The sequence below is a fragment of the Paenibacillus sp. MER 180 genome (assembly GCF_023713665.1).
Lineage (GTDB): Bacteria > Bacillota > Bacilli > Paenibacillales > Paenibacillaceae > Paenibacillus_B > Paenibacillus_B suaedae.
The window spans coordinates 361,946-384,497 of record NZ_JAMAVT010000004.1 but is presented as its reverse complement, the minus strand read 5'-3'; the positions used below and the strand labels follow the sequence as shown (position 1 = coordinate 384,497).

The following is a 22,552-nucleotide window of genomic DNA, read 5'->3' as shown; positions in this document are numbered from 1 at the left end:
CATCACTTCCTTAACGGGGACTGCGTCTGGATTAACCGTCCTGCATATTCATGAGCTAGAATTCGCGCTTTGGTCATACTGTCTGCTTGTGAAATAACGCGGAACAAAGGCTCTTCTTGATCCGGCTGAATAAGAATGGAGCCCTCAGGCGTCTCAATCTTAATTCCATCCAGAAATTCCGCGCGATAGGAGGACTGGCGAACCCACTCGGTCATCTCGCGCATGACACTGCCTTTGTCAGAACGGGGGCAGGTCACTTCTTCAATGGCGGTATGCAGGGTTGGAATATCCGCAACAAGTTCGTGCAGCGGCTGTCCGGTGTCTGCCATAAGCTGCAAAATCAGACTAATCGCATATAAGCGATGTGCCGCAGGCAACAAGGCGATGCCGCTCGTGGCTTCCATCTGGGAGCGAAGCGGCTCCTGCGTCCGTACGATCCTTACCCCGCTGCGACTGACAATTTGCTCTGCTGTAACAGGAGCGCTGATCGGCACCCCAATGCTCGCGTTGACGCCCGTTTGGACAAGCGCCTGCAGCAGCAGCGGAAGCAGATGATTATGATGCATGCTTGTGCCGTCACTCATATAAATGCGGAACCCTTCATCTTCGGTCAGCATGATGCCCATGTCAGCCTGAACATTTCGAATATGCTCAATAACGGCAGCTGGGGACGGCACATCAGATTGGGTATGCAGCAGGATGCCTCCGGTCAGGGAAGACCATTGTTGAACGAGTGCTGCTTCTGCACCTGAGCTCTGAACGATGAGCTTGAAGCTTGCAGATTGAATTAGATTGAAGTCAATGGCCTTGGATAGTGTTGTAAAATAGGAGGTTATCGCGTGTTCTTCGCTTCTTCTGCGCCCCATATATTCGATTGGTGTTCGCGCAAAGTCTTCTTGGAAGTAGGCATTTTCGATCTTACGCTCCAAACTTTTCGCGAATGGCATTCCTCTTGCATCCATCCAGCTCATCACCATTTGTTCGAACTTGGCATCCTCGCTAGCGGACAGTACCTTGAAATGAATGCCGCCATCGGCCTTCAGTGTGGTAACAGCATGCCGCAAGCATTCCAGCGGAGCGTCTCCGATATCAATGATATGAATGCCCTGTGATTGAAGTCCTGCTGCACAGGCATTCTTCATTATGGTGTCAAAAGGATGCGAAGATGCAGCCAGAACAATAGATGATTCCCGATTGAGGATCGATCCATAAGCACAGGCCAGCTTGCCGATAAATTCTGGGGTCAGCTCGCTATTCGGACTTCCGCATATTTTGCTGCCCTTGAACAGTGAGGCAGCTGCATTGCCCCAGATGAGCGTAGCATTCACGATGCTATGTGCTTCAACCTCTTTGTTCGGCCACAGTTTAACTTGAGAACGGATATGGGATTTATCGCCGATCGTACAGCCGCTTCCAATAACGGCGCCTTCTTGAATGTGTACATCACTGCCGATGTTCGTGCGGTGGAGCAGGATCGCATCTTCAATGTCGCAGTGCTTGGCAACGCGGTTTCCGTTCCACAAGATGGAGCGTGTAAGTGAGCTGTGCGGGAACACAATATTGCCGGAGCCGAGAATGGTATATGGTCCGATCGAGCAGGAAGGGTGGAGAATCGAATCTGATCCGATATAGGCAGGTCCGCTCAGTCTAATACGGGAAGGGAGCCTCACGCCTGACTCTACGAATAGACCTGGCATCGGTTCTGCTGCTTGAATGTGCACATCTACGCGGCGATCGAGCATATCGAATTGAGTCTGCCGATATTGCTGTAAGTTTCCAATATCTGACCAGTATCCGGAAGCAGTATATCCGTATAGTCGCTGCTGTTCTTGAAGCAGTCTTGGGAAGAGATGCAGACTGAAGTCATAGCTTTCCCGCTCCGGAATCCAATCTAATATTTCTGGCTCCAATATATAGATGCCAGTATTGACGGTGTCGCTGAATATTTCTCCGTAACTAGGCTTCTCAAGGAAGCGGGAGACCCGGCCCTCTTCATCGGTCATGACCACCCCATATTCGAGAGGCAAACTTACTTGCGTCAGTACCATCGTAGCGATTGCCTGCTTCTCCTTATGATAGTGGATGGCCTGGCGCAGATTGAAGTCGGTCAAGGCATCGCCGCTGATGACGATGAACGATTCATTAAGGAAGGACTCAGCATTCTTAATGCTGCCTGCCGTACCGAGAGGAGCGTCCTCCTCGAAATAATGCAGCTGCACGCCATATTTGGAGCCGTCACCGAAATGGTTGCGAATCACATCGGGCAAATATTGTACGGTAACGGCGATTTGATGAATGTCGTACCTCTTCAACAATTCAATAATGTATTCCATGCACGGACGATTCAATAGGGGAACCATTGGCTTGGGTGTGCCTAGTGTCAACGGGCGAAGCCGTGTACCTTTGCCGCCTGCCATAATCACTGCCTTCATCGAGCGATCACTCCTTCATATACTTGTCTCGTTGACACAGCTATCGTATTCCAGTCGTAGTGCGCTCGAACCTTCTGTTGTGCTTTTGCAGCCATTTGAGCAGCTCGCTCAGGATGGAGGAGGAGATCCGTTACATGCCATGCTAATGATTCAATATGTCCTGGGAGTGCTTTGTATCCATCTACAGCATGATCAATGATTTCAGCGAGTCCACCCGTGTCTGATACGACAACAGGTGTTCCGAACCGCATTGCTTCAAGCGCAACGATTCCGAAGGGTTCATATAGACTGGGGAATACACATACCGATGAGGCTGCAATCCACGCATCCCGTGCCTCATCCTGTACAAATCCAGCGAAGAGGATATGTTCTTGCAGTCCTAGCTGTGTGGCCTGAGCCTCTAATTGCTGTCTCATGGGTCCAGTACCGGCGATAATCAGCTTCGCTTGTGGAACAGACTGTATAATAAGTGGCATTGCCTCAATGAGAATATGGATGCCCTTCTCATAGACAAGGCGGCCAACATAGAAGAGAAGTTGGGAATCTACTAGATCAGTGCGATGTTCTAGGTTGTTGATCGAACCAGCTGGTATAGCTATGTCAATCGCGTCAACCCCATTTGGTATCATGGTAACGCGCTGCCGTGTAAGATCGAATAGAGATGCGACCTCCTGAACCATGGCATGGCTGCACACAATGGTATGGTCGGCCTCTGCTGTCAAGCTTGCTTCCATGTCATGGATTCGCTGCTGAAGCTCGCCGTGCAGCCGGCCATGATTGCGTCCATGCTCGGTGGCATGAATGGTAGCTACCAGCGGCCAATGGTAAGTCTGCTTCAAGTCTGCTGCGGCAGGGTAGACGAGCCAATCATGGGCGTGCATGAGGTCGAAGGTCAGACCGGCATCTATGAGATCATCAACGAGTGATGAAATGGCAGCGTTCATATGGAACACCCAATCCATGAACTCTAGTGGTGAAGCTGTCTGTATAAGTGGGACACGATAGACGTGAACCCCATCCATTAGCTCATAGTCAGGTGCGCCTGGCACTTCGCGAGTGACTACATGAATTTCGCATTGCTTCTTGCTTAAATGGCGGGAGAGATCATATACGGCTCGTGACAGCCCGCCTACAACGAGAGGCGGGAATTCCCAAGCTATCATTAAGATGCGTTTGTTGGAACGATATTGTGGATGATGTGCCAAAATAGGTTGGGGACAGTTGAATGGTATAGTTCGTTTGGTAGGGGGATAGGCTGCATTGAAATGGTACATTCGCTCGATTGAATGCCTAGCTCTGCTGGATAGAAGCCGATAATCAACTGTAGGGAAGCAAGGGTATTCTCCCTCCATCCGCTCGACAAGTACTTGGTCGTACACGCCCCGCTCAATCATGTCCAGCAGGTTGTGGCATCGCTCCAGATGCTGGGTCGTTCGCATCCCAGCATACTCGATCACCGTCCCTGCATCTACGATGAAAGCCCAATCGCTGCTCGCTGCGAGCATCCATTCGGTGATAGCTTGATTGATAATGCGCTCTTGCATGTCATGGAAGCTTGAAGGTGCCTCCTTATCGATATGGGATACAGTGTGCAGGATTCGATCTTCCGTCTCATGAAGACGTGGATACATCCAGTCATTTCCCTGTTGCAGCCAGACATCCGCATATCCGCCGCGTCCCCAACTGCAGAACGATAATTGGGCCTTTTCCTGCTTGGGGTATCGCGATAGGTAATCACTTGGTGTTACGAACTCAATGCGTTGTGTATGATGGCGGGTTCGTTCCGACTGCTCTCGGAATAATGCTTCTATCCATAGCGGGCCTTCGAACCACCAATGTCCGAATAGTTCTGCATCATAGGGGCTGATGGCAATCGGAAGGCGATCCCCATCTACTTGAGCCGCTTCAAGTTGAAGCTCTCTGTTGTTCAAGAAGTGACGTGCGTGTTCCCTAGCTTTGTGCAGGGCCCATTCTGGTCGGTATGGTTCTTTAGGAACGTCATGTACTCCGGTAATTCGATAATATTTGAGTCCTGTATTGATTCGTGCTTCATTATCCAGCAGGTGAGGACGAATATAATCCCATTCATCTGTACTGTTCCAGCCAAGATCGTAGCCGATGTCCCGATAATATTCTCGATAATCATGGTCACCCGGATACCCTTCGTGTGTGCTCCATACTTGTCTTGAGGAATCTGGATCGCGTGCGAAGGCGAATACCCCTCCTCCTGTGTCAATAGGAGCATAATGCATGGCTGTTGGCTGCGGCATTGCATTGACGAATCCATGGTGATCAACAATAAAATATTGAATCCCGCATTCCTGAAGAAGCGGGCTAAGTTCTGGTGCATAGGCGCACTCTGGCAGCCAGATTCCGTTAGGCCGTCTGCCGAGCAGCCGCTCGTGTTCCCGCATCCCCACCTCAATTTGCAGGTAAGCTAGGGATGGCTGCTTAATTAGAGGGAGGAAGGCATGAGTTGCAGCACATGTCATGCATTCCAAGTTCCCTTTTTGGACATAATGCCGATATCCATTAATGACATTGCCTTCGAGCCGAGCGTAGATGGACTTCAATTGATGCCACCGCTCCACATACATTGCAGCGACGTCCTGCAGGTCATTGCGGCCTGCCAATCTCTTTACTTCGGATTCAGCCAAGCCAATTGAACGCTGCAAGTGGGATTCAAACCGCACTTTCATCTCCGCATCGTCCATCATGGACAGCAAAGTCGGGGTTAACGTCATCGTAAGGCGAAACGGGATGTTGTCTCGCTCAAGCTGGCCGAAGGTATGAAGCAGTGGGAGGTACGTCTCCAACATGGCTTCGAAAAACCAGCGTTCTTCCAATGTGCGCTGTACATGCGGGTGGCGCACATAAGGCAAATGTGCATGCAGAACGAGGGATACTAATCCTTGCGTGTGCATGCTGGGATGAGAGCTTACTGGGACAAATGCGTTCATTCACAAACTCCTTCTCGATTTTCATATAACGTATAAGATGAGAATGATGGAAATGGCGATCCAGCTTCTGCTTGCTCCAAATGTATGGCTTGTAAGGCACCCATCTGCTCAGGGAATTCGCCATATGATTGCAAGTAGGGGGTATGAACGAATGTTGAACGTGCAAGTGGTACAAAGGATTGCGATGCCGGAATGATGCCATAATCAGCTATGTATGAACGATTCGGCTTAACAGGCTGCAGATATACGGAGCTCTCATGCGATTCCACGGGATGCAGTAATACTTGGTTAGATGCGCCTAGCTTGCAGTGAGGAAAATCGGCACGCGGTACTTCATACAGCTGTATCGCTTTGGTCATTTCGTTCCAGCCCATTCGATAGTGTCGCTCTACGGCTGCTTGTGTGCGTGCTGTGATGAACCAATAGGCGAATAGGGTAAAGGGGTCTTTAAGTAACAATTGCAAGGCAGAATGTTGACGATAGGATGATGGCGTCCGTGCATCGGCAGCAGGAATAAGCGCTCCTCCTTTCCTGGAAATCACTTCATGCTTCAACCTATACTATCCATGCAATCGGTGTTTCATGTCTGTTCCTTTTATGAATATTTGAAAAAAGGATTGGAACCTTTGAAAATGAAAATGCTTTTACATTTGATTTCAAACTTGGAAATATTGACGCTCACACATGTTCATGACGCTTCTTCAAGCTTCCATTTAACAGACCTTCCGAAAGTTTCATGACATCATCGTATTGATTGTCAGAATGCATTAACTGCTCGAACCAGCTTGACGATATGGATGAAAATGCGTCTTGCTTCCCATCTGCATAGTGCACAACCAATTTGAGGTTTGATTCGTCATAATGTACGTATTGAATTTGCTTCGAGGCGATGAACAGTACATTTGATTTCATAAGTATGCCTCCCGCTTCTTTGTATTATTTACATCTATATGCCCATGGGCACACAGTTATACGCGGGGAGCTTAAGGTAGGACGTTTGAAGGAAGTTTTATCAGAATTAAAGGAATTATTAGAGGGGCTATCGAATACACTACAATAATCTTAGCTTACCGCAGAGCGAGGAGGGAGAACATGAGCTTTTGTTGTGGAGCAAGCATGATCGGGACAACGGGTACCCTGCAGCATTATCGAACACGCATTCATAATGTTCCCCTGCTGCTGTGTCCGGTCTGTCATCGCATTGAAGTCCATTACTTAGTTGAAAGCGAATACGAAATACTGGCGGAATATTCATCAGATGACGGTGCGGAAGAAATTGACTTCCGTGACTATGTACACACGGATGATGAAGGTATGTTCGAGAACTGCATTAATCAAGAGCATGATGATCCGCTAGAACTAGTGAAGACACAAATCGATAATGCGCTTGATTTGCTTGCATTGGCCAAGCAGTGGAAAGATACACAATGGGAAGCGGAGCTGAAGCGTCGATTGGCCTTAATGAGTCGTCGCAGAGCGAAGCTGCTGAAGCAGAAATAGAAGCTGTCTGTCATATAGGATTAGAGGAAGAGGCGGCGGCCGATCGTCAAACAGCGTGCTCCGAGGTACGCTCCATCGTAGGGCGATAGGCGCATGGCGCCTCTTTGTCATGCAATGAGACAGGCATTTTAGCTTACTTTTAAGGGAAATGAGCTTATTTGTCCATTTTCGACATTATCTAGTGTTGACGATTTTGCCAAAAGTTTACTATGATGAAGCTGTTGGGACGAACCTGGATACGGTTACCGTACAAATGAGGTGAGCCACATTGACCACGGACTGCAAGCTGCAAGTGCGAAGTGAGAATGAGTGGATTCAAAGATATTGTAGAGGGCTGTGGAATTATATCATGAACGGGGACGAGAAGGATTTGCATGTAGCGAGGGAATTAGCCATGGAGCTACATTCACTGGAGCTGCAGCAGGATCTTCTTAGCTTGCACGAGGATGCAATGTTCACTGTTCTGGCCCATGTTGACTGGAATGATGGGGTCAAGGCACTTCATCGTTCGTTCCTATATTTCTTAGAGTGGATGATAGCTATAAAGACAGAAGAGAGAGGCAAGGAGGGGATTGCAGTGGCGCTGAACCCGATACGTGAGCCTTGGATTCAGTCCGCACAAGCTTTATTTTCCACCAAGAGCGTTCGTGACAAATACGAGAACGTGCTTCAGCATATGGATAGCGGAATCGTATTATTTGACTGTAGTGGCGTACTGTCTTTCATTAATGTGGAGACGGCCAAACTGCTGGATGTACCACGCAAAGCACTTGTAGGTTGTTCCTTGCGTGAAATGCTTTTTCATCCTTTACTCAAAAGGGACAAGCGTAAAATGCTCCTCCGTCTATATAAAGACACTATCCTCCAAAGAAAGCGCTATCACGAATTCTCCGATCGTCTGGATCGACATTATCTTGTCACCGTCACCTACGGGGATCAGATGGATGGCGATTATTTATTTAGCATTAAAGATGTATCTGACTTCAAGCGCATCGAACAAACGGCATATCAAAATGACAAGCTAGCTATTCTTGGTAAAATCGCCGCAGCTATTGCGCATGAAATACGCAACCCATTAACCTCGATTCGCGGCTTCATTCAATTGCTCAGGCCGCATCTGATGCAGCTTGGCAAGGAAGAGTATGCGAAGATTATTCTCGCAGAAATTGATCGTGCCAATGATATCATCTTTGAATTTCTGAATTCCTCCAAACCATCAGCTCCTATGACCTCAGAAGTTCCTGTCTCATCCCTTCTACGAGAGGTTGTCCTCCTAACCGAAAGCGATGCTGTTATGAAAGGCTGCGAGATCGAATTGGTCGACAACTCCGCTTCGGGCTCATTATTTGTATCCATTGATGTGAAGCAGATTAAGCAGGTTATATTGAATATGATACGCAATGCGATTGACGCGATTGATGATGTGGCCGCTGTACGGAAAGGGCATATCCGCATCGTGACGGAGCGGGACGGTCGGTTCGCGAAGATACATATTCGGGACAACGGAAGAGGGATGTCCCTGAAGACGATGGAGCGCTTATTCGATCCATTCTTCACAACGAAGGCCGATGGTACTGGACTCGGGTTGTCTGTCAGTTATCGAATTATTAAAAATCACGGCGGGTTAATTGAGGTGGATAGCCAAGAGGGAGAATGGACGCTGTTTACGATTCGATTGCCGCTCGCATAAATACTTGTAAGGGCAAGAAGCCTCACCAACGCAGCCGATGTCTGCCGTTATGAAGCCACAACGATCAGGGTTGTGGTACAATAAGGGAGACATTGGCATTCATCATTTTTTAATACAAAGGAATGATCACATTATGAAACTAGCAAATGCAACATGGATGAATGATGTACAAATTCAAGCTCAAGCACTTGCATCTGCTCAGATTGAGGCAGACGCTGTTGTAGTAATTGGTACAAAAGCTGAATTCGAGAATGCATCTGGATTCCCAGGGGCCGAAGCCTGTGCGGCAGCGGTTCGTAGCGGATTGTTCGAGGCAGATTGCTGCAAGGCTTATGTAGTAGCTACAGGAGAAGAGAAGACTCCTGTTCTGATTGCAGTAGGACGCAAGGAAGAAGCGTTGACAGAGAAGCAAGTACGTCTTAGTCTTGCTGAGGCTGCTCGTGTAGCGGTTAAGCATCGCCTGAGCCGTGTAGCGGTTATCGTACCGGAACAGCTTGTACAGGCTGATGCGGCAGCAGCGCAATCGTTCGCACATATGATGGTGGAAGGCTTCCTCTTGGGGGCTTATCAGCGCGTTACCTATAAGAAAGATGCGAAGCCAGCTCATACCTTTGCATCCCTGAATCTGTACGCAGCGGAACTGGCGACAGAAGCATGGAACGAAGGCATTAAGACGGGTCAAGCTTATGCGCTCGGTACAACGTATGCGCGTGACCTGACGAACTTGCCAGGGAACGTGCTAGTTCCCAGCACACTCGCAGAACAAGCGTTGGAACTGGCTGAACAGTTCGGCTTCGAAGCACATGTGCTCGATGAGAAGCAGATCGAAGAGAAGGGCATGGGGGGTCTGCTCGGCGTTGGCAAGGGCAGCGTGAATCCTCCACGCATGATTGTTCTGAAATACCAAGGCACGGACGAGTGGACAGATGTTTATGGCATCGTCGGCAAGGGGATTACGTTCGATACAGGCGGTATTTCCTTGAAGCCTTCTGCGAAAATGGATGAAATGATCTGTGATATGGGCGGCGCAGCTGCAATGCTCGGCACGATGTCCGTAATCGGACGTCTTCGTCCACAGAAGAACGTGATCTGCGTGATTGCTTCGGCGGAAAATATGCCTGCTGGCAATGCGTTGAAGCCAGGTGATGTGATTACATCCTACAGCGGACGTACCATTGAAGTGCTCAACACAGATGCGGAAGGACGCCTTGTACTGGCTGACGGCATGACGTATGCGAAGGAGCTTGGCGCAAGCAAGCTGATCGATGCAGCAACGTTGACTGGTGCTGTCGGGGTCGCGCTCGGTTCGATTACAACAGGTGTTGTAACGAATGATGATGCCTTCTACGATACGCTCAAAGCGGCTGCATCTCGTACGAATGAACTCGTATGGCAGCTTCCTTCCAATCAAGAGTATTGGGATATGCTGAAAAGCGACGTTGCAGATCTGCGCAATGCTATACCAGGTGGAGCAGGAACGATTACAGCTGGCTTGTTCGTCGGAACATTCGCTGACGAATTGCCTTGGATTCATTTGGATATTGCAGGAACTGCATTCCTAGCATCCAGCCGTGGCGTTGATCCGAAGGGCGGAACTGGAGTTATGGTTCGGACAATTGCTGAGACAATTCTGTCGTAATTTACAATTATTGTTATTTAAAGGTGTGCCGCTTGCGCGGTACACCTTTTTATTCGTTCGGGGCCTACGTTGGTTCGTGCAAAGGAATGGATTAACCTGTTGATGCATGGGAACGCTTCTTCGGAAGACGGCTTCGCAAATCGGCAGTTGATTTGGCTGTCTCAGTGTCCGCATCTTGCGATGCACGGCGGCTCAACAGATTGTTCACGATTAGAGCGCTGACGATAAGCAGTGTGCCGAACCACTCTGCTGACGATACCTCATAACCCTGTATGACGGAGATAATGAACGTCGTTGCAGGCACGAAGTTAATGAACAGCATGCCATTAATCGGCTTCAACAATTGAACCCCCTGAATCCAGCTCAGCAAGGCGAGCAGACCAGCTACGAGAATCATGAAGCTCATCTCCGGCGCAATCGATACAACCGTGCTCACAGATGGAGCATCGACGATGCCTAGAGCAGTCATGACGAGAACGATAGCCAGTGTTGTAAATCCGCCGTACAGCGAGCTCAAGGTAGAGAAACGAAGTGCAGACCATCCAGCGAACTGTCCGCTGCTAACGGTGTAAATGACCCACCCCGTAATCCCTGCAAATACAGACAAGAGTGGAAGCAGCTTCAGTCCTCCATTTGCAAGGGAGTGAAGATCGCCTTTCGTCACGACGAAGATAACTCCAATAAATGCGGTGATCACACAAGCAAGTGTTGACATCTTTGGCATTTTGCGCGTTACGAGCCATACGAACAGTACAGCCAGCATCGGCATGAACGATTCCATGATAGAGGCAAGCAGAACTCCTGATTTGCCGAGCTGCTGTTGTCCCCAGAATACGCCGAAGTTATAAATAGTGAACCCGAACAGACCAAGCAGCCATATTTTGAAGGTTTGTCCCTTTGTATTGAATGCTGCCTTGCCTTCCTTGAACAATAACAGTGCAGCTAGTAATAGGCCGACGATACTGTATCGAATTCCGGAGAACCAGAACGGATCGATATGATGCAGCGCACTCTCGGCAATCGGGAACATTGCCCCCCATGCTACTGCTGCAAAGAGGCAAAACATAGCTCCCTGCCAAAAATGTTTCTTACTCATGATGCCACTCACTCCCACTCCACACGATGCCAAGCGTTATCTGTATCTGTAATAGAGATTGCTTAACAATTCCGTTTATAGTAACGTTCGATAACAACTGAAATTCATATTATGACTTTTCTGATATCTTGTAAAATAATTGAAAGTGATTTAAGATATCACTAATAATGATATCTAACATAGAGTGTGAAGGAGTTATTAGGATGGACTTGAGTGACATTCATATTTTCATGTCCGTCGTAGAGCATGGAAGTGTCAGCCGTGCGGCTGAAGAGATGGGGTATGTGCAGTCGAACGTAACGGCTCGCATCCGTGCATTGGAGCAGGAGGTTGGGCATCCGCTGTTTCATCGCCATCGCAGGGGCATGACCTTGAATGCGGAAGGCCGCAAGCTGCTCTATTATGCAGAGCGGATGTCAATGCTCATGAGTGAAATGAGGAAGGCGTTCCAAGACAGTGAGGATCCTGTTGGCAACCTGCTGATCGGTTCAGTAGAGACGGTCGTGGGATTGCCTGATATATTAAGTCTGTTCTATCAGAAATATTCGAAGGTCGACCTGTCGCTAATGGCGGGGGTAACGGACAAGCTGACGGAAGAAGTGCTGGAATACAAGCTGGATGGGGCATTCGTATCCGGTCCGGTAACGGTATCGAACGTAGAACAGTACCCAGTGTTCGATGAGGAATTGGTGCTCGTATGCGGCAAATGTGCCGTAGACGGGAAGCAGCCGTTATTCCATGTGCGGGAATTGCTGCACCGCCCGCTGCTTGTCTTCCGCAAAGGCTGCGGATATCGAGCGAAACTGGAGCAGTGGATGCAGCTTGAGGGGATTTCGCCAACGAAGGTGATGGAATTCGGGACACTAGAGACGATTATCGGAACGGTTGTAGCTGGGCTCGGCATAACGGTTGTCCCTCGGGCCGCAGTAAGACGTCTAGAGAAAGAAGGCGAACTGCAAGTATTCGCCATACCGAAACCGTTCAATATGGTATCCGTTGTCTATATTCGCCGCAGTGATACGTATATGGGGGAAGCGGAGCGCCGCTTTATGGAAACAATGGAGGAAGTGCGCGAGAAGCGCCGGGTGTAGGAGCATTTGCCTGTATAAGAGTAGCTGGAAACTTGAAATTAGTAGTTTATTTCAATTGATTAGTGGCGGCAATCAGGTATAATATGTAATAAGAGCGATACAATAAATAAGGAACGGACTGCCATCCGTTCCCAGTACAAACATCTTGAGTGGATTTTCCCCTCCATAAATTTCATACGCTATAGAGAAGTAACCCACGGCGGCTAACCATGAGTGGTTACTTCTTTTTTCTATCCATGTACGTCAGTAGCGCGACGAGAAACGTAGCGAACATGATAACATCGGAGAAGGAGAAGTTCATAGACTCACCTCCTTTCCGGAGGGAGCCAACCACTCAAGGTGTGTTGTACATATCTATTATACAAGCTAGAGGAATAAATTGTAATCTATGATTGCGATGAAAATAAGAAAAGGGATGGTGCTATGGCACAATCCCTTTTCTTGATATACAAGGACATTTTGAAGCTGCTGCTCCAATCGGCACTCTGAATCAGCCTCGCAGATTTTTATCCGTACTGCTGCTTGTATGCAGTCGTCCTGCAATAAAGAATGGAAGATACAAGACAATGAACATTCCCAGTGCAACACCCTCGAGTGATAGAAGATACCACGGGTAAGGCCCCAGCACATCCAATAAGGAAGCAGTCTCCGGCTTGTGAGCCAAGAACATGTAGTTGCCGCCTGTTATATAGTTGACACCCCCAACTACAACGAGCAGAACGTTAAGGAACAGCATCGCATAACCGATTGATTTCCACGTAGGCCTCACATTTTCTATCCAGACCATATACAGCACCGCGAGGATGATTGCGATATGGGCAATGAAGAACTGGACGAATCGGAAATGGGGGAACGGATAGTCTAGAGCTGGCGTTAGCAGTGCCTGGAGCGCTCCCCCGATACCAGTAAAATAAACAATATGGAATATCTTCTTGCTTCGGAACAGGAGCATGAGCACACACATGTATAAGGAGATGCTGCATAGCTCGAACGGGAGTGTATCCGCCGCACGGAATATCCCTGTTGCCACATACCATATATTCAAGGTTACTTCAGATAGGACGAGCAAACTTATTAGGACGCATCTGCCGTATCGGTTATGTTTCTCCTGTCGAAACCAATGACGCCATCGATATAAGAGGAGCACTGTCACGATAAATAGAAACAGTGCCCCCATATGTGCAGATGAGAATGCCTTGAACGTGTCTGTTACCTGTGGAGAGAACCAAGACATGGAGATGCCATCCTCCTTTTCACATGGAATTCTTGCTAGATTTCTTTATGCTGATAAAGCATGAGTTGTGGTAGAGCCAGTTGTAAGTTGTGAGCAGTGAGAAGTGAGTAGAGCAATCCACTAGGAACTGATCAGTTCCTCCTTCGGTACTTCCCCCTTTGGTACTTCCTCCGTAGAGGACTGCTCGCCTTGCCAGAGCAGCTGCATTTCTGCACATGTTGCGAGCAGCTCATGCAGTGTCCCTTCTGCCTCGATTCGGCCATCCTTCATTACGATAATATGATCAGCCCTGCTTAAGGCAGCGCGGCGGTGCGACACGGCAATGCAGGTGACATCACGCTCGGTGAATAATCGCTCCCAGAGCAGCTGCTCGGTCTCCACATCAAGGGCGCTGGACAGATCGTCGAACAAATACAGATCAGATTGTGTCATCATCATCCTTGCAGTTGCCGCCCGTTGAATTTGTCCGCCGGAGAGCATTACCCCGCGAGGCCCTACATACGTATCAAGACCATTTTCAAGCTGTTCCATATCCCGCTCCATGACTGCTAGACGAATGGCGTGCTCCAATGCATCTTTCTCTCGATCATGACTGCCCATAATGATATTTTCCCGAAGCGGGTCGCTGAATAAGCGAGGCACCTGCGGCGTATAGGCCGCTTTGGGCGGGGTGAGAAATGATGCAGGATCAATCTCCTTCCCGTTCCAGCGTATCGTTCCTTCTGATTTTTTCAGCAGACCAAGCAATGTACGCATCAGCGTGGATTTCCCCGAACCGATCCTACCGGTAATGACGAGGAACTCGCCTCGATTCACGCGAAATTGAATATCGTGAATGCCATGTTCAGAATCCGGATAGGTGAATGATACCTGATCAACCTCCAAGGATTGCAGCCGTTCTGAATCATTAAGGGTGCGAACGGGTGGTGCCGGAGGATCTTCATCCAGATAAATCTGGCTGTGCTCCACGACACGATCCTCTTCTCCCGGCTGGAACAAGATGCGCATTCGATCGAGAGATACTTGTAGGCGCTTATGTTGAAAAACCATATAGCCGAACAAGGATATGCTAAAGGCAAAGTTCGTCAGGTAGGAGGTAAATAGGGCGAAGTCTCCTACAGAGAACCGTCCTGCCTGCATTTCTGTTGCGCACATCAACAGAATTCCGCCTGTGCTGATAGTAAGTACATGCTGATTCAACGACTTCATCCATTGCGTGAATAGCGTATCCTTAAGGGCAGCTTGACGACGATCCTCGTTCAACTTGACGAAGCGCTGGTGCACATGACGTTCAGCCTGCCCAAGCTTCAGTGCTTGCACTGCCCCGAATATCTCCGCGATGAAGCCCGTAATCTTCGATGTTGCTTCTCGATTCTGCTGACTATAGCGCCGTGCACGATTGCCCGACAGGTTGTTCAGCACGGTAACAGCAAGCAGTGGCAGGATTGCAACTACGGTAATTTGCCAATTGATGTTGGCCATAATGATGATGGATACGATGGTGAAGGCCAATCGCCCCCAGAAGTCGACCCATGATTCCACGTAATTCACGACTTCATTCACATCGTCGCGGAAGCGGCTGGCAGCATCTCCGGGGGAAGCCGGAAGATGGCGTCCCGGCCAGCGCATAATTCCTGCCAGCATGTTGGTGCGCAGTACTGCTTGGATATGGTAGATATAAGTGACCCACTGGTAGAATGCTGCAAAAAACACGCCAACCCGCAGTATGCGTACAAGTGCGATAACAATTAACGGAACCGCAAGCCACATATAATCATGAGATTGGGTAGTAGCGCGATCAAAAAACCACTGCATGCCGAGCCCGACGAGCAGGGGGATTGCGTGAAACATGCCCCACATGATTCCGTTTACAAGAAAGAGTATCGGTCGGAACTGGAACAAGCGAGTGATAAAGCGCGTTACGGTCATGCCAATTCCTCCTCCATTCCTGTTCGAAGCAGTCTCGCATAATGCGAGGAGGGGGTGTTTGCAAGCTCTTCGCGCAAGCCTAGCTCGACAATTCGTCCATGCTGTAACACCATGATCGTATCGACCTGTTCGAGCGTTGCCAAGCGATGGGCGATGACAATGCCCGTACACTGTTCCATCAGTTGATCGACTGCAACTTGCAGCATTGCTTCTGTTGCGGCATCCAGCCGTGATGAAGGCTCATCAAGCACAATAATGCTTGGATTGGTCAGAAATACACGTGTCAAGGCGAACAGTTGAGCTTCACCTGCAGACAACGAAGTTCCACCCGAGGACAAATGGGTATCGAGTCCATTAGACAGTCCATCGATCCATTGCCGCAGCCCGAGCCTCGCGGTTGTCTCCAAGATGCTCTCGTCCGAAACATTCGGATCGAATAAGGTTAGATTGTCGCGCAGCGTTCCGTCAAAGAGCTGCACGTCTTGCGTCACCATTCCTACGCGGCGGTACAGCGTCTCCAGCTTCAAGCTGCGAATATCCTCGCCGCCAATTTGGATTGTTCCGCTGTTGATGTTGTATAGACGAAGCAGCAGACGGCTGATGCTGGACTTGCCGCTTCCCGTACGGCCAATGATGCCCAGTCGCTGGCCTGGCTGAACGTCGAAAGTGATGTCGTGAAGCACGACTTTATCTTCGTTATAACCGAAGGTAACCTGTTTGAACTCCAGACCGAGTGCCCCATCCGGAAGTTGCGTCTTCGTTCCATCTTCAATCTCACTGCGAAGGGAGAGAAGTTCGCGAGCGCGAAGCATGCCGGATTTGGCCTTTTGGAATTCCTGAATTTGATCCCCCAGCTGCTCAATAGGTGTATTCAACATTTGCGTATATTGGAAAATGAGAAACAGCGTTCCGAGCGATATTTGACCGATTAAATAGTAATGGACGCCCAATAACAGTACAACCGTCACTGCGATCGAAAAGAGTACGACTGTGCTATTCCATGGAATAACCCGCAGCATCCAAGCTTTGCGGCCGGATAAGAATACCTTCCGCATCGCACCATGGAATCGATTCATGACATAGGGCACAGCCCCATTCGCTTGCACATCCTCGATACCCGCGATTCGTTCCTCAATCAAGCCGAATAAGGCGGCGCTTGCAGAACGTTCGTCCTTGGAGCTATTCACGCCCATGTTGCGAATAAATACCATAGAGCCGATGGAGAGAAGCGTAAATACAGTCATGACAGCTGCAATCGGCCAATTAACGGTGAACATGTAGCCAAGAATACCGATGAGCAGGATGAAGCTGCCGATGACTTGCGCAATGAACATGGCGAAGAAGTTGGACATGCCGGTTACATCGCCGTCTATTCGCTCAATCATCTCGCCAGGCGTCTTGCGGTTATGGAAATGCATATCCAATCCGAGGCAATGCCGCAAGAGATCTCCGCGCAATGTATTGGTTGCGCGCCATGAGATATCATTGCCAACATAGCTTATCGCAACCGTAATAAACTGGGTGAAAACAGCAATGAGCAGATAAATGCCTGCAAGTGTGAGAAGGGTGGATATTGCACCTTGAGCTGCGGCTGTATCGATGAATTGCTGCACAAGCTGAGGATTAATGAGCTGACATGCAGTGGATACGAGCAGCATAATCAGCAGCAGCAGCAGCCGGCCCCTTACCGGATATAGATACCGAAGCAGCCAAGTCATTGATATGGATGTGTTCTGGGACATAAGATGACCTCCGATCTGTGAACGACATGAGGCTTCTACGTCATGCGAAGGAAGAAGCGTCGAATGAAATAATTTCTATCATACACTAAATAATGGCAGCTGCAAGATAAAAAATGAATTAAGAAGTTTATTCTCTGACTATTCCGTAGGGGCGTCCGGGATTCGCATCGAGTAGAAGGTTTCAAATATAAGAAGACTACAAAAATGAACATGATTTTACCAGAAAAGGTAATGCGAAACCGCTTATGATGTAAGCGTTTTACCACTACAATGTGGAGGCAATCATTACTGTAACGAGAAGGTCAAAGGGGGGTGAACATACACACGTGAGTGCTATGCGTGTATCAGCGCATAGATCCTAAATTGTTCTCCTGAAAGGTGGTAATCGTAATGAGATACATCTTGCTGAGACCGTTGTCCATCTGGCTTGTTGCCGTTCTCCTTTTCTCCACGCTGCTGCAGGCCGTGCCTAATTATGCGCAGGCTGAGGCGGATCTGCCCCCAATCGAACAACTGCTTCTTCCATCGGCTGAGGCAGACCCTGTCACCATCGTCTCGCAGGATGCAACGCAGTCGCTTGTAATTAGCGATATTAATTCCCCCGGGGATTCATTAGCGAACAAAACCGATTACTTGGCCTTATATACGAGTGGAGCCGGTGTGACGAATACGGTGTACGGCAATGAAGTGTTCGTCAAAAAATATGATGTGGCCCTCGTGGTTAATCGTCACAGTGTTATAGAAGCTGTATATGGCCCTGATGCTGATCCTCCGGTGTCATGGGATGACGACATAAGTATTGCAATTCCAGAGGAGGGCTATATCGTGCTCTCTGGTGGAACCACTTGGGACTCTTCGATTTATCAAAAACCACTATTCCATCATTACAGCGTTGGAGATCACATTCGATTAATGAGAGGCGGCAAGGAAGTGACGGCAGCTGATTTCCGCAATCAGAAGCCTGAGCCTGAACTGAAGCCTGAACTGCATCTCATTACCCCTTCGGATTCAATGGTAACGGTACCCATGATTGCGGTCAAAGGCTATGTTGCGAATTATCGAGAGAACCAGAATATCCAGGTTGTCATCGGTGGGAAGCAGGCGAGTATTACCGCGAACGGCAGCTTTCTGCAGCAAGTGTATCTGACCTTAGGTGCTAACCTTATCACGGTGCGCTTGTTGCAAGGCGATACAGAGCTGGCAGTGTCCAACATCACCGCGACCTATGAACGCTCCGGGCAGGGCTCAGACTATATCGAGGTTGAGGCTGCTCCAATCGATGTCACAATCGAAATTCAAGGGCCTCGGCATAAAATTGATGCTGTTGACGAAGACATCGCCGCACACGGAAATGTAGTTGCCTTATTTACACGTGATTATGGCTCCTCGCTTGTCGTTCCTCAATACAATGTTGCTGTTCAAGTAGACGAACATAATCGTGTTCTTCGTGTCGTCAATCCTTCTATTAATGGCAAGCCTCCTGTCTGGACGGGGCCAACTACTCTGGAAATCCCAGATGGCGGTTATGTATTAATGGCACAGGACGACAGCTATGCGACGAACTTCATCAAACGGTATCTAGCGGTTCATTTCAAGGCGGGGGATCAAATCAAGCTTCGCAAAAACGGAGAGGTAGTCTCTGTTAAGGATGTGAGAAGCGGCAATGGAGCGATTGCAAGACTGATGCTTGATAATGAGTTGATGTATACCGTAACAGACAACCAGACGGTGGTTACTGGGCGGATTATGAATATCGATCATCCGGAATCGACGGCATTATTGATCCATGGGAAGCAGGAGACTTTCGCTGCGGATGGTACCTTCTCAGTTCCCGTTACGCTGAGCAGGGGTACGAACTATGTAGATATTGTGGTTATGAAAAACGGGAAGGAACAGGATAAGCGAAATATGGTCGTGTTCAGCAGACCGGGATTTGCACCTGAGAAGGACATCATTCTATGGGTCGATCAGGCAGCGAATGCTCGGAAGTTCCAATCCAGCGAGCAAGTGCTGGCCTTCCTGAAGAAGGCAAAGGACTTAGGCGTGACGACAGTCGTCTTCGATGTGAAAGGGGTAGAGGGGTTCGTATCCTATAAGAAGAACGATCTGACCGGAAGACCGTACGTGAGTGAGATAAAAGCGCCGGAGAAGGCAGGCTCGAATCCGAATCTCGACCTGCTGCAGGAATTTATTACGCATGGCCATGCGCTTGGCTTAAAGGTGCACGCATCCCTGAATGTATTCGCGGAAGGTTCGATCGCCCATAACGAATACGCAGTGCTCGATCAGCACTTGAATTGGGAGGAGCGTATCTACGTTCCAGAAAACAACGGGGAGATCAAACGTCTTCGGGAAAGCGCGAAAAAGGGGCTCGTTGCATTCGTCAATCCTTCAGACGATGAGGTGAGAGCATATCAATTAAAAACGTTCGAAGAAGTGATCAAAAACTACGATGTCGATGGAGTCGTCCATGATCGGGGGAGATATGATAACGAAACGGCTGATTTCAGTGACGTCACTCGGATCAAATTCGAGCAGTTCCTGCAAGCAAGGGGCAAGCAGTTGCAGAACTGGCCGGCCGATATTTACCGATATGAGCAGAACGTCCGGGTATACGGGCCATTGATTCAAGACTGGTGGGAATTCCGTTCCGGGACGATCAAGAGCTTCTTCGCTGAAGTGAAGTCGCTTGTCGATTCCTATGAAGCCTCGTCAGGTCGGACGATCCAAGTATCCTCCTATGTAGGCTCTTGGTATGAAACGTATTATTTAAACGGTGTCAATTGGGGGAGCCGTAATTTCCGCTATGACGCACGCTTAGGGCTGCCTGATCAATCTGTCTATACGCCGGAATATTATGATACAGGCTACATTGAATACTTAGACTTCTTAATGATCGGCGCCTATCAGACGACCAGCAAGGAAGTGAAGAAATACATTACGCTTGGCAATATTGTGACAAATGGTGAGATTCCGCTGTATGCGGGGATATCCCTTGTCAATGTGCAGACTCCGTCTGTACAGCGAGAGGTATTTCAGGCAGGATTGGCTACCACGAATGGCCTGATGTTGTTCGATGCCTCCCAGATCAACTGGCCTATTGCTTCGGCGGCCCTCCGGGATGAGGAATATGTGAAGGATTATCAGCTTGGCATCAGCTTGCCAGGCAGCCCGGATTCATTCATGGAAGGGAACTATTATAATGTGAACCGAGTCGAGGGCAATGTGAATGTGCTGACCGACGCGTTCGGTTATTCAACGGGCACAAATCAATTCGGGGTCGAGGTTGTTGTAGATGCCGGCGGTAAAGTGACGAATGTGGTCAATCGTAAACAAGCGATCCAATGGAACTGGGCTGTACCGGAGCAGAACAACAGTGTCATTCCGCAGGGGGGATTCGTCATTACAACCGTCGATCCTTCTGGGACGCGAACGCTGCGCCAGCTTGTGGCGAACGCGTATGACGTGGGTAACTCGATACGGGCAGCTGTGCTTAGCGGATGGCAAGACGATGAAGGGCGGCAGACATCGAACCGCGAGATAGTGGTGGAGGGTCAGGTTGAGGTGCTGGGCACAGGGACGGCTGAGGTGTTTTTGAATGGTAAGCCAGCGATCATTGATGCAAGCGGCGGCTTCAAATCCAACATCCCGCTATCGATTGGCCGCAACAGCGTAACGATTACTGTGTTTGTAGATAAATATAAGACGAACAGTCGGACGATTGACATCATCCGCACCGATTCAGGCGGCACGGGTTCGAATCCAGGAGGTTCGAATCCATCTAGCGGTTCGGGAGCTGTCTCGCAGCAGCCTGCGACACCGAACAAACTAGAGCGGCTGTCCATTGCTTATCGACAAGATCAGGATGGTCGTCAAGTGACCGCAGCGAAGGTAAATCTTGCTCCGATGCAGGAAGAGATCGAACAGTTCAAGAAACAAGCCTCATCATTGTCTAACCCTATTCTGAAATATTCGATTGCGAGTGTGCAGGATGTGCTTGAAATTAGCATTCCCGTGCTAGGCGTGGTGCAAGCTGCGGAGGAGCTTCCACAATCCAGCATTGCCATCGAATCGCCGCAAGGTGTCCTGAAGCTGCCGCTTCACGCGATGAAGTCCGCCCTGACAGGCATCAGTAATCAGAAGTCTGGGGAGCTTCAGATTCGTATCGGGACGTTGTTGCAAGAACAGGATAGAGCACTCCAGCAACGATTATTGCAGGATGGATCCAAGAAGATAGGGGCAGCGCTCGAAATTGGATTGGTCGTGAAGGAGGGGGAAGAAGAGAAGGCGATTGCATTCAAGGGGGAACGGGCGGAATATCGATTCAAGCTTCCAGCGATTGCAGCTGATCGAAATCGAATGACGGCAATCGATTATGATGGGAAGTCAGGAGGGTACGCGTTCATCCCTGCCTTATTTGAATCTCGTGAAGGGGATTTGGAAGTGCTGCTCAAGCTATCGGAGACGGGGATATACGGCACTGTAGAAGTGCAGCCCCCAATGTTCACGGACATACGGGGACACTGGGCAGAGCAAGATATCTTATTGCTTGCATCCAAGCTAATAGTGAAGGGAACGAGTGACACCCGCTTCTCTCCGGGAGCGACGTTGACGCGTGCCCAATTTACAGCGATGCTTGTGCGAGCGCTCGGCATGAAGGAGAAGGCAGGTGTGATGCCATTCGTCGATGTCCAGTCGCAAGATTGGTATGCGGGTGCAATAGGAGCAGCGGTAGAGCAGGGACTGATTCAAGGTACGGACAGCAGCCACTTCAGCCCGAATGCGCTGCTCACGCGTGAGCAGATGAGTGTACTCATTCTACGAGCTGCTGAGATTGCTGGGGTAAAGGATACCGATGTGAATACGGAGGCAGTTCTCCAATTCTTTAGGGATCAGAATGAGATTGCCGCATGGTCTAAGGATGCTGTAGCTGCGGTCGTGAGCAAAGGACTTATGGAAGGGCGCAATACAAACTCTTTTGTCCCGAATGGAACTGCTACGCGCGCTGAAGGCGTCGTTGTGCTGAAGAGACTGCTGCAGCAATCTGCATATATCAATCGTTTGTAATAGGGAATGAGTTAGGATCGATTCCTTCCCGAACCGTTTCATGATGTGGAATTGAAAAGGAGCCCTTCACCCTAGGTTGCAAATTAGCTGGTGTGGAGGGCTTTCATGGAGGGAATTCGAACCTCCAACAGGCGGCCTTTATAATCAATCTCGATTCGCAAGGAGGGAGGAA

General features: G+C 49.2%; 13 protein-coding genes. 5 read left to right on the top strand and 8 right to left on the bottom strand.

The window, feature by feature from the left end; genetic code table 11:
* Positions 1-2 precede the first annotated feature (2 nt).
* From M3661_RS09040 to M3661_RS09025, 4 genes are all read right to left on the bottom strand, one after another.
* Entirely contained in the window at positions 3-2,432 is a 2,430-nt protein-coding gene (locus M3661_RS09040; protein WP_251483865.1) for a sugar phosphate nucleotidyltransferase, read from the bottom strand.
* Positions 2,429-5,392, bottom strand: coding sequence for a 1,4-alpha-glucan branching protein domain-containing protein (locus M3661_RS09035; protein ID WP_251483863.1), 2,964 nt, complete (start codon positions 5,390-5,392; stop codon positions 2,429-2,431). The genes M3661_RS09040 and M3661_RS09035 overlap by 4 nt, the downstream gene beginning before the upstream one ends.
* Positions 5,389-5,934: a DUF4912 domain-containing protein gene (locus M3661_RS09030; RefSeq protein ID WP_251483861.1), complete on the bottom strand. Its 546-nt coding sequence runs from the start codon at positions 5,932-5,934 to the stop codon at positions 5,389-5,391. Before M3661_RS09030 ends, M3661_RS09035 begins: the two co-directional genes overlap by 4 nt.
* A gap of 136 nt (positions 5,935-6,070) precedes the next feature.
* Entirely contained in the window at positions 6,071-6,304 is a 234-nt protein-coding gene (locus tag M3661_RS09025; RefSeq protein WP_065290416.1) for a KTSC domain-containing protein, read from the bottom strand.
* Between the two features lie 180 nt (positions 6,305-6,484).
* Here M3661_RS09025 and M3661_RS09020 point away from each other — a divergent pair, with 180 nt between their 5' ends.
* From M3661_RS09020 to M3661_RS09010, 3 genes are all read left to right on the top strand, one after another.
* Positions 6,485-6,892 carry a hypothetical protein gene (locus tag M3661_RS09020; protein WP_021254519.1) on the top strand — a complete coding sequence of 136 codons (408 nt, stop codon included), beginning with the start codon at positions 6,485-6,487 and terminating at the stop codon, positions 6,890-6,892.
* Positions 6,893-7,160: 268 nt separating this feature from the next.
* On the top strand, positions 7,161-8,582 hold the full coding sequence (locus M3661_RS09015) for an ATP-binding protein (protein ID WP_251483859.1): 1,422 nt from the start codon (positions 7,161-7,163) through the stop codon (positions 8,580-8,582).
* Positions 8,583-8,715: 133 nt separating this feature from the next.
* Positions 8,716-10,221, top strand: coding sequence for a leucyl aminopeptidase (locus tag M3661_RS09010; protein ID WP_065290418.1), 1,506 nt, complete (start codon positions 8,716-8,718; stop codon positions 10,219-10,221).
* 91 nt (positions 10,222-10,312) lie between these two features.
* On the opposite strand, the gene M3661_RS09005 is transcribed toward M3661_RS09010, so the two are convergent.
* A complete protein-coding gene (locus M3661_RS09005; RefSeq protein ID WP_251483857.1) occupies positions 10,313-11,317 on the bottom strand; it encodes a DMT family transporter in 1,005 nt (334 codons plus the stop codon).
* Positions 11,318-11,520: 203 nt separating this feature from the next.
* Here M3661_RS09005 and M3661_RS09000 point away from each other — a divergent pair, with 203 nt between their 5' ends.
* Positions 11,521-12,408 carry a LysR family transcriptional regulator gene (locus M3661_RS09000; protein ID WP_065290420.1) on the top strand — a complete coding sequence of 296 codons (888 nt, stop codon included), beginning with the start codon at positions 11,521-11,523 and terminating at the stop codon, positions 12,406-12,408.
* Positions 12,409-12,898: 490 nt separating this feature from the next.
* On the opposite strand, the gene M3661_RS08995 is transcribed toward M3661_RS09000, so the two are convergent.
* The 3 genes from M3661_RS08995 to M3661_RS08985 all read right to left on the bottom strand — a co-directional run bounded on the left by M3661_RS08995 (position 12,899) and on the right by M3661_RS08985 (position 17,313).
* Complete coding sequence (locus tag M3661_RS08995; protein WP_251483855.1) at positions 12,899-13,642, bottom strand: YwaF family protein; 744 nt, start codon at positions 13,640-13,642, stop codon at positions 12,899-12,901.
* Between the two features lie 120 nt (positions 13,643-13,762).
* Complete coding sequence (locus tag M3661_RS08990) at positions 13,763-15,571, bottom strand: ABC transporter ATP-binding protein (RefSeq protein ID WP_251483853.1); 1,809 nt, start codon at positions 15,569-15,571, stop codon at positions 13,763-13,765.
* Positions 15,568-17,313, bottom strand: a complete 1,746-nt coding sequence (locus M3661_RS08985; protein ID WP_251483850.1) for an ABC transporter ATP-binding protein — start codon at positions 17,311-17,313, stop codon at positions 15,568-15,570. The genes M3661_RS08990 and M3661_RS08985 overlap by 4 nt, the downstream gene beginning before the upstream one ends.
* Before the next feature lie 390 nt (positions 17,314-17,703).
* Between M3661_RS08985 and M3661_RS08980 the strand changes: the two genes are divergently transcribed.
* Positions 17,704-22,380: an S-layer homology domain-containing protein gene (locus M3661_RS08980; RefSeq protein ID WP_251483847.1), complete on the top strand. Its 4,677-nt coding sequence runs from the start codon at positions 17,704-17,706 to the stop codon at positions 22,378-22,380.
* Positions 22,381-22,552 lie beyond the last annotated feature (172 nt).

What these genes read in the sequence shown, in the direction of transcription:
- M3661_RS09040 (WP_251483865.1), bottom strand. Translation starts at nt 2,432, where the DNA reads ATGAAGGCAGTGATTATGGCAGGCGGCAAAGGTACACGGCTTCGCCCG.
- M3661_RS09035 (WP_251483863.1), bottom strand. Translation starts at nt 5,392, where the DNA reads ATGAACGCATTTGTCCCAGTAAGCTCTCATCCCAGCATGCACACGCAA.
- M3661_RS09025 (WP_065290416.1), bottom strand. Translation starts at nt 6,304, where the DNA reads ATGAAATCAAATGTACTGTTCATCGCCTCGAAGCAAATTCAATACGTA.
- M3661_RS09020 (WP_021254519.1), top strand. Translation starts at nt 6,485, where the DNA reads ATGAGCTTTTGTTGTGGAGCAAGCATGATCGGGACAACGGGTACCCTG.
- M3661_RS09010 (WP_065290418.1), top strand. Translation starts at nt 8,716, where the DNA reads ATGAAACTAGCAAATGCAACATGGATGAATGATGTACAAATTCAAGCT.
- M3661_RS09005 (WP_251483857.1), bottom strand. Translation starts at nt 11,317, where the DNA reads ATGAGTAAGAAACATTTTTGGCAGGGAGCTATGTTTTGCCTCTTTGCA.
- M3661_RS09000 (WP_065290420.1), top strand. Translation starts at nt 11,521, where the DNA reads ATGGACTTGAGTGACATTCATATTTTCATGTCCGTCGTAGAGCATGGA.
- M3661_RS08995 (WP_251483855.1), bottom strand. Translation starts at nt 13,642, where the DNA reads ATGTCTTGGTTCTCTCCACAGGTAACAGACACGTTCAAGGCATTCTCA.
- M3661_RS08990 (WP_251483853.1), bottom strand. Translation starts at nt 15,571, where the DNA reads ATGACCGTAACGCGCTTTATCACTCGCTTGTTCCAGTTCCGACCGATA.
- M3661_RS08985 (WP_251483850.1), bottom strand. Translation starts at nt 17,313, where the DNA reads ATGTCCCAGAACACATCCATATCAATGACTTGGCTGCTTCGGTATCTA.
- M3661_RS08980 (WP_251483847.1), top strand. Translation starts at nt 17,704, where the DNA reads ATGAGATACATCTTGCTGAGACCGTTGTCCATCTGGCTTGTTGCCGTT.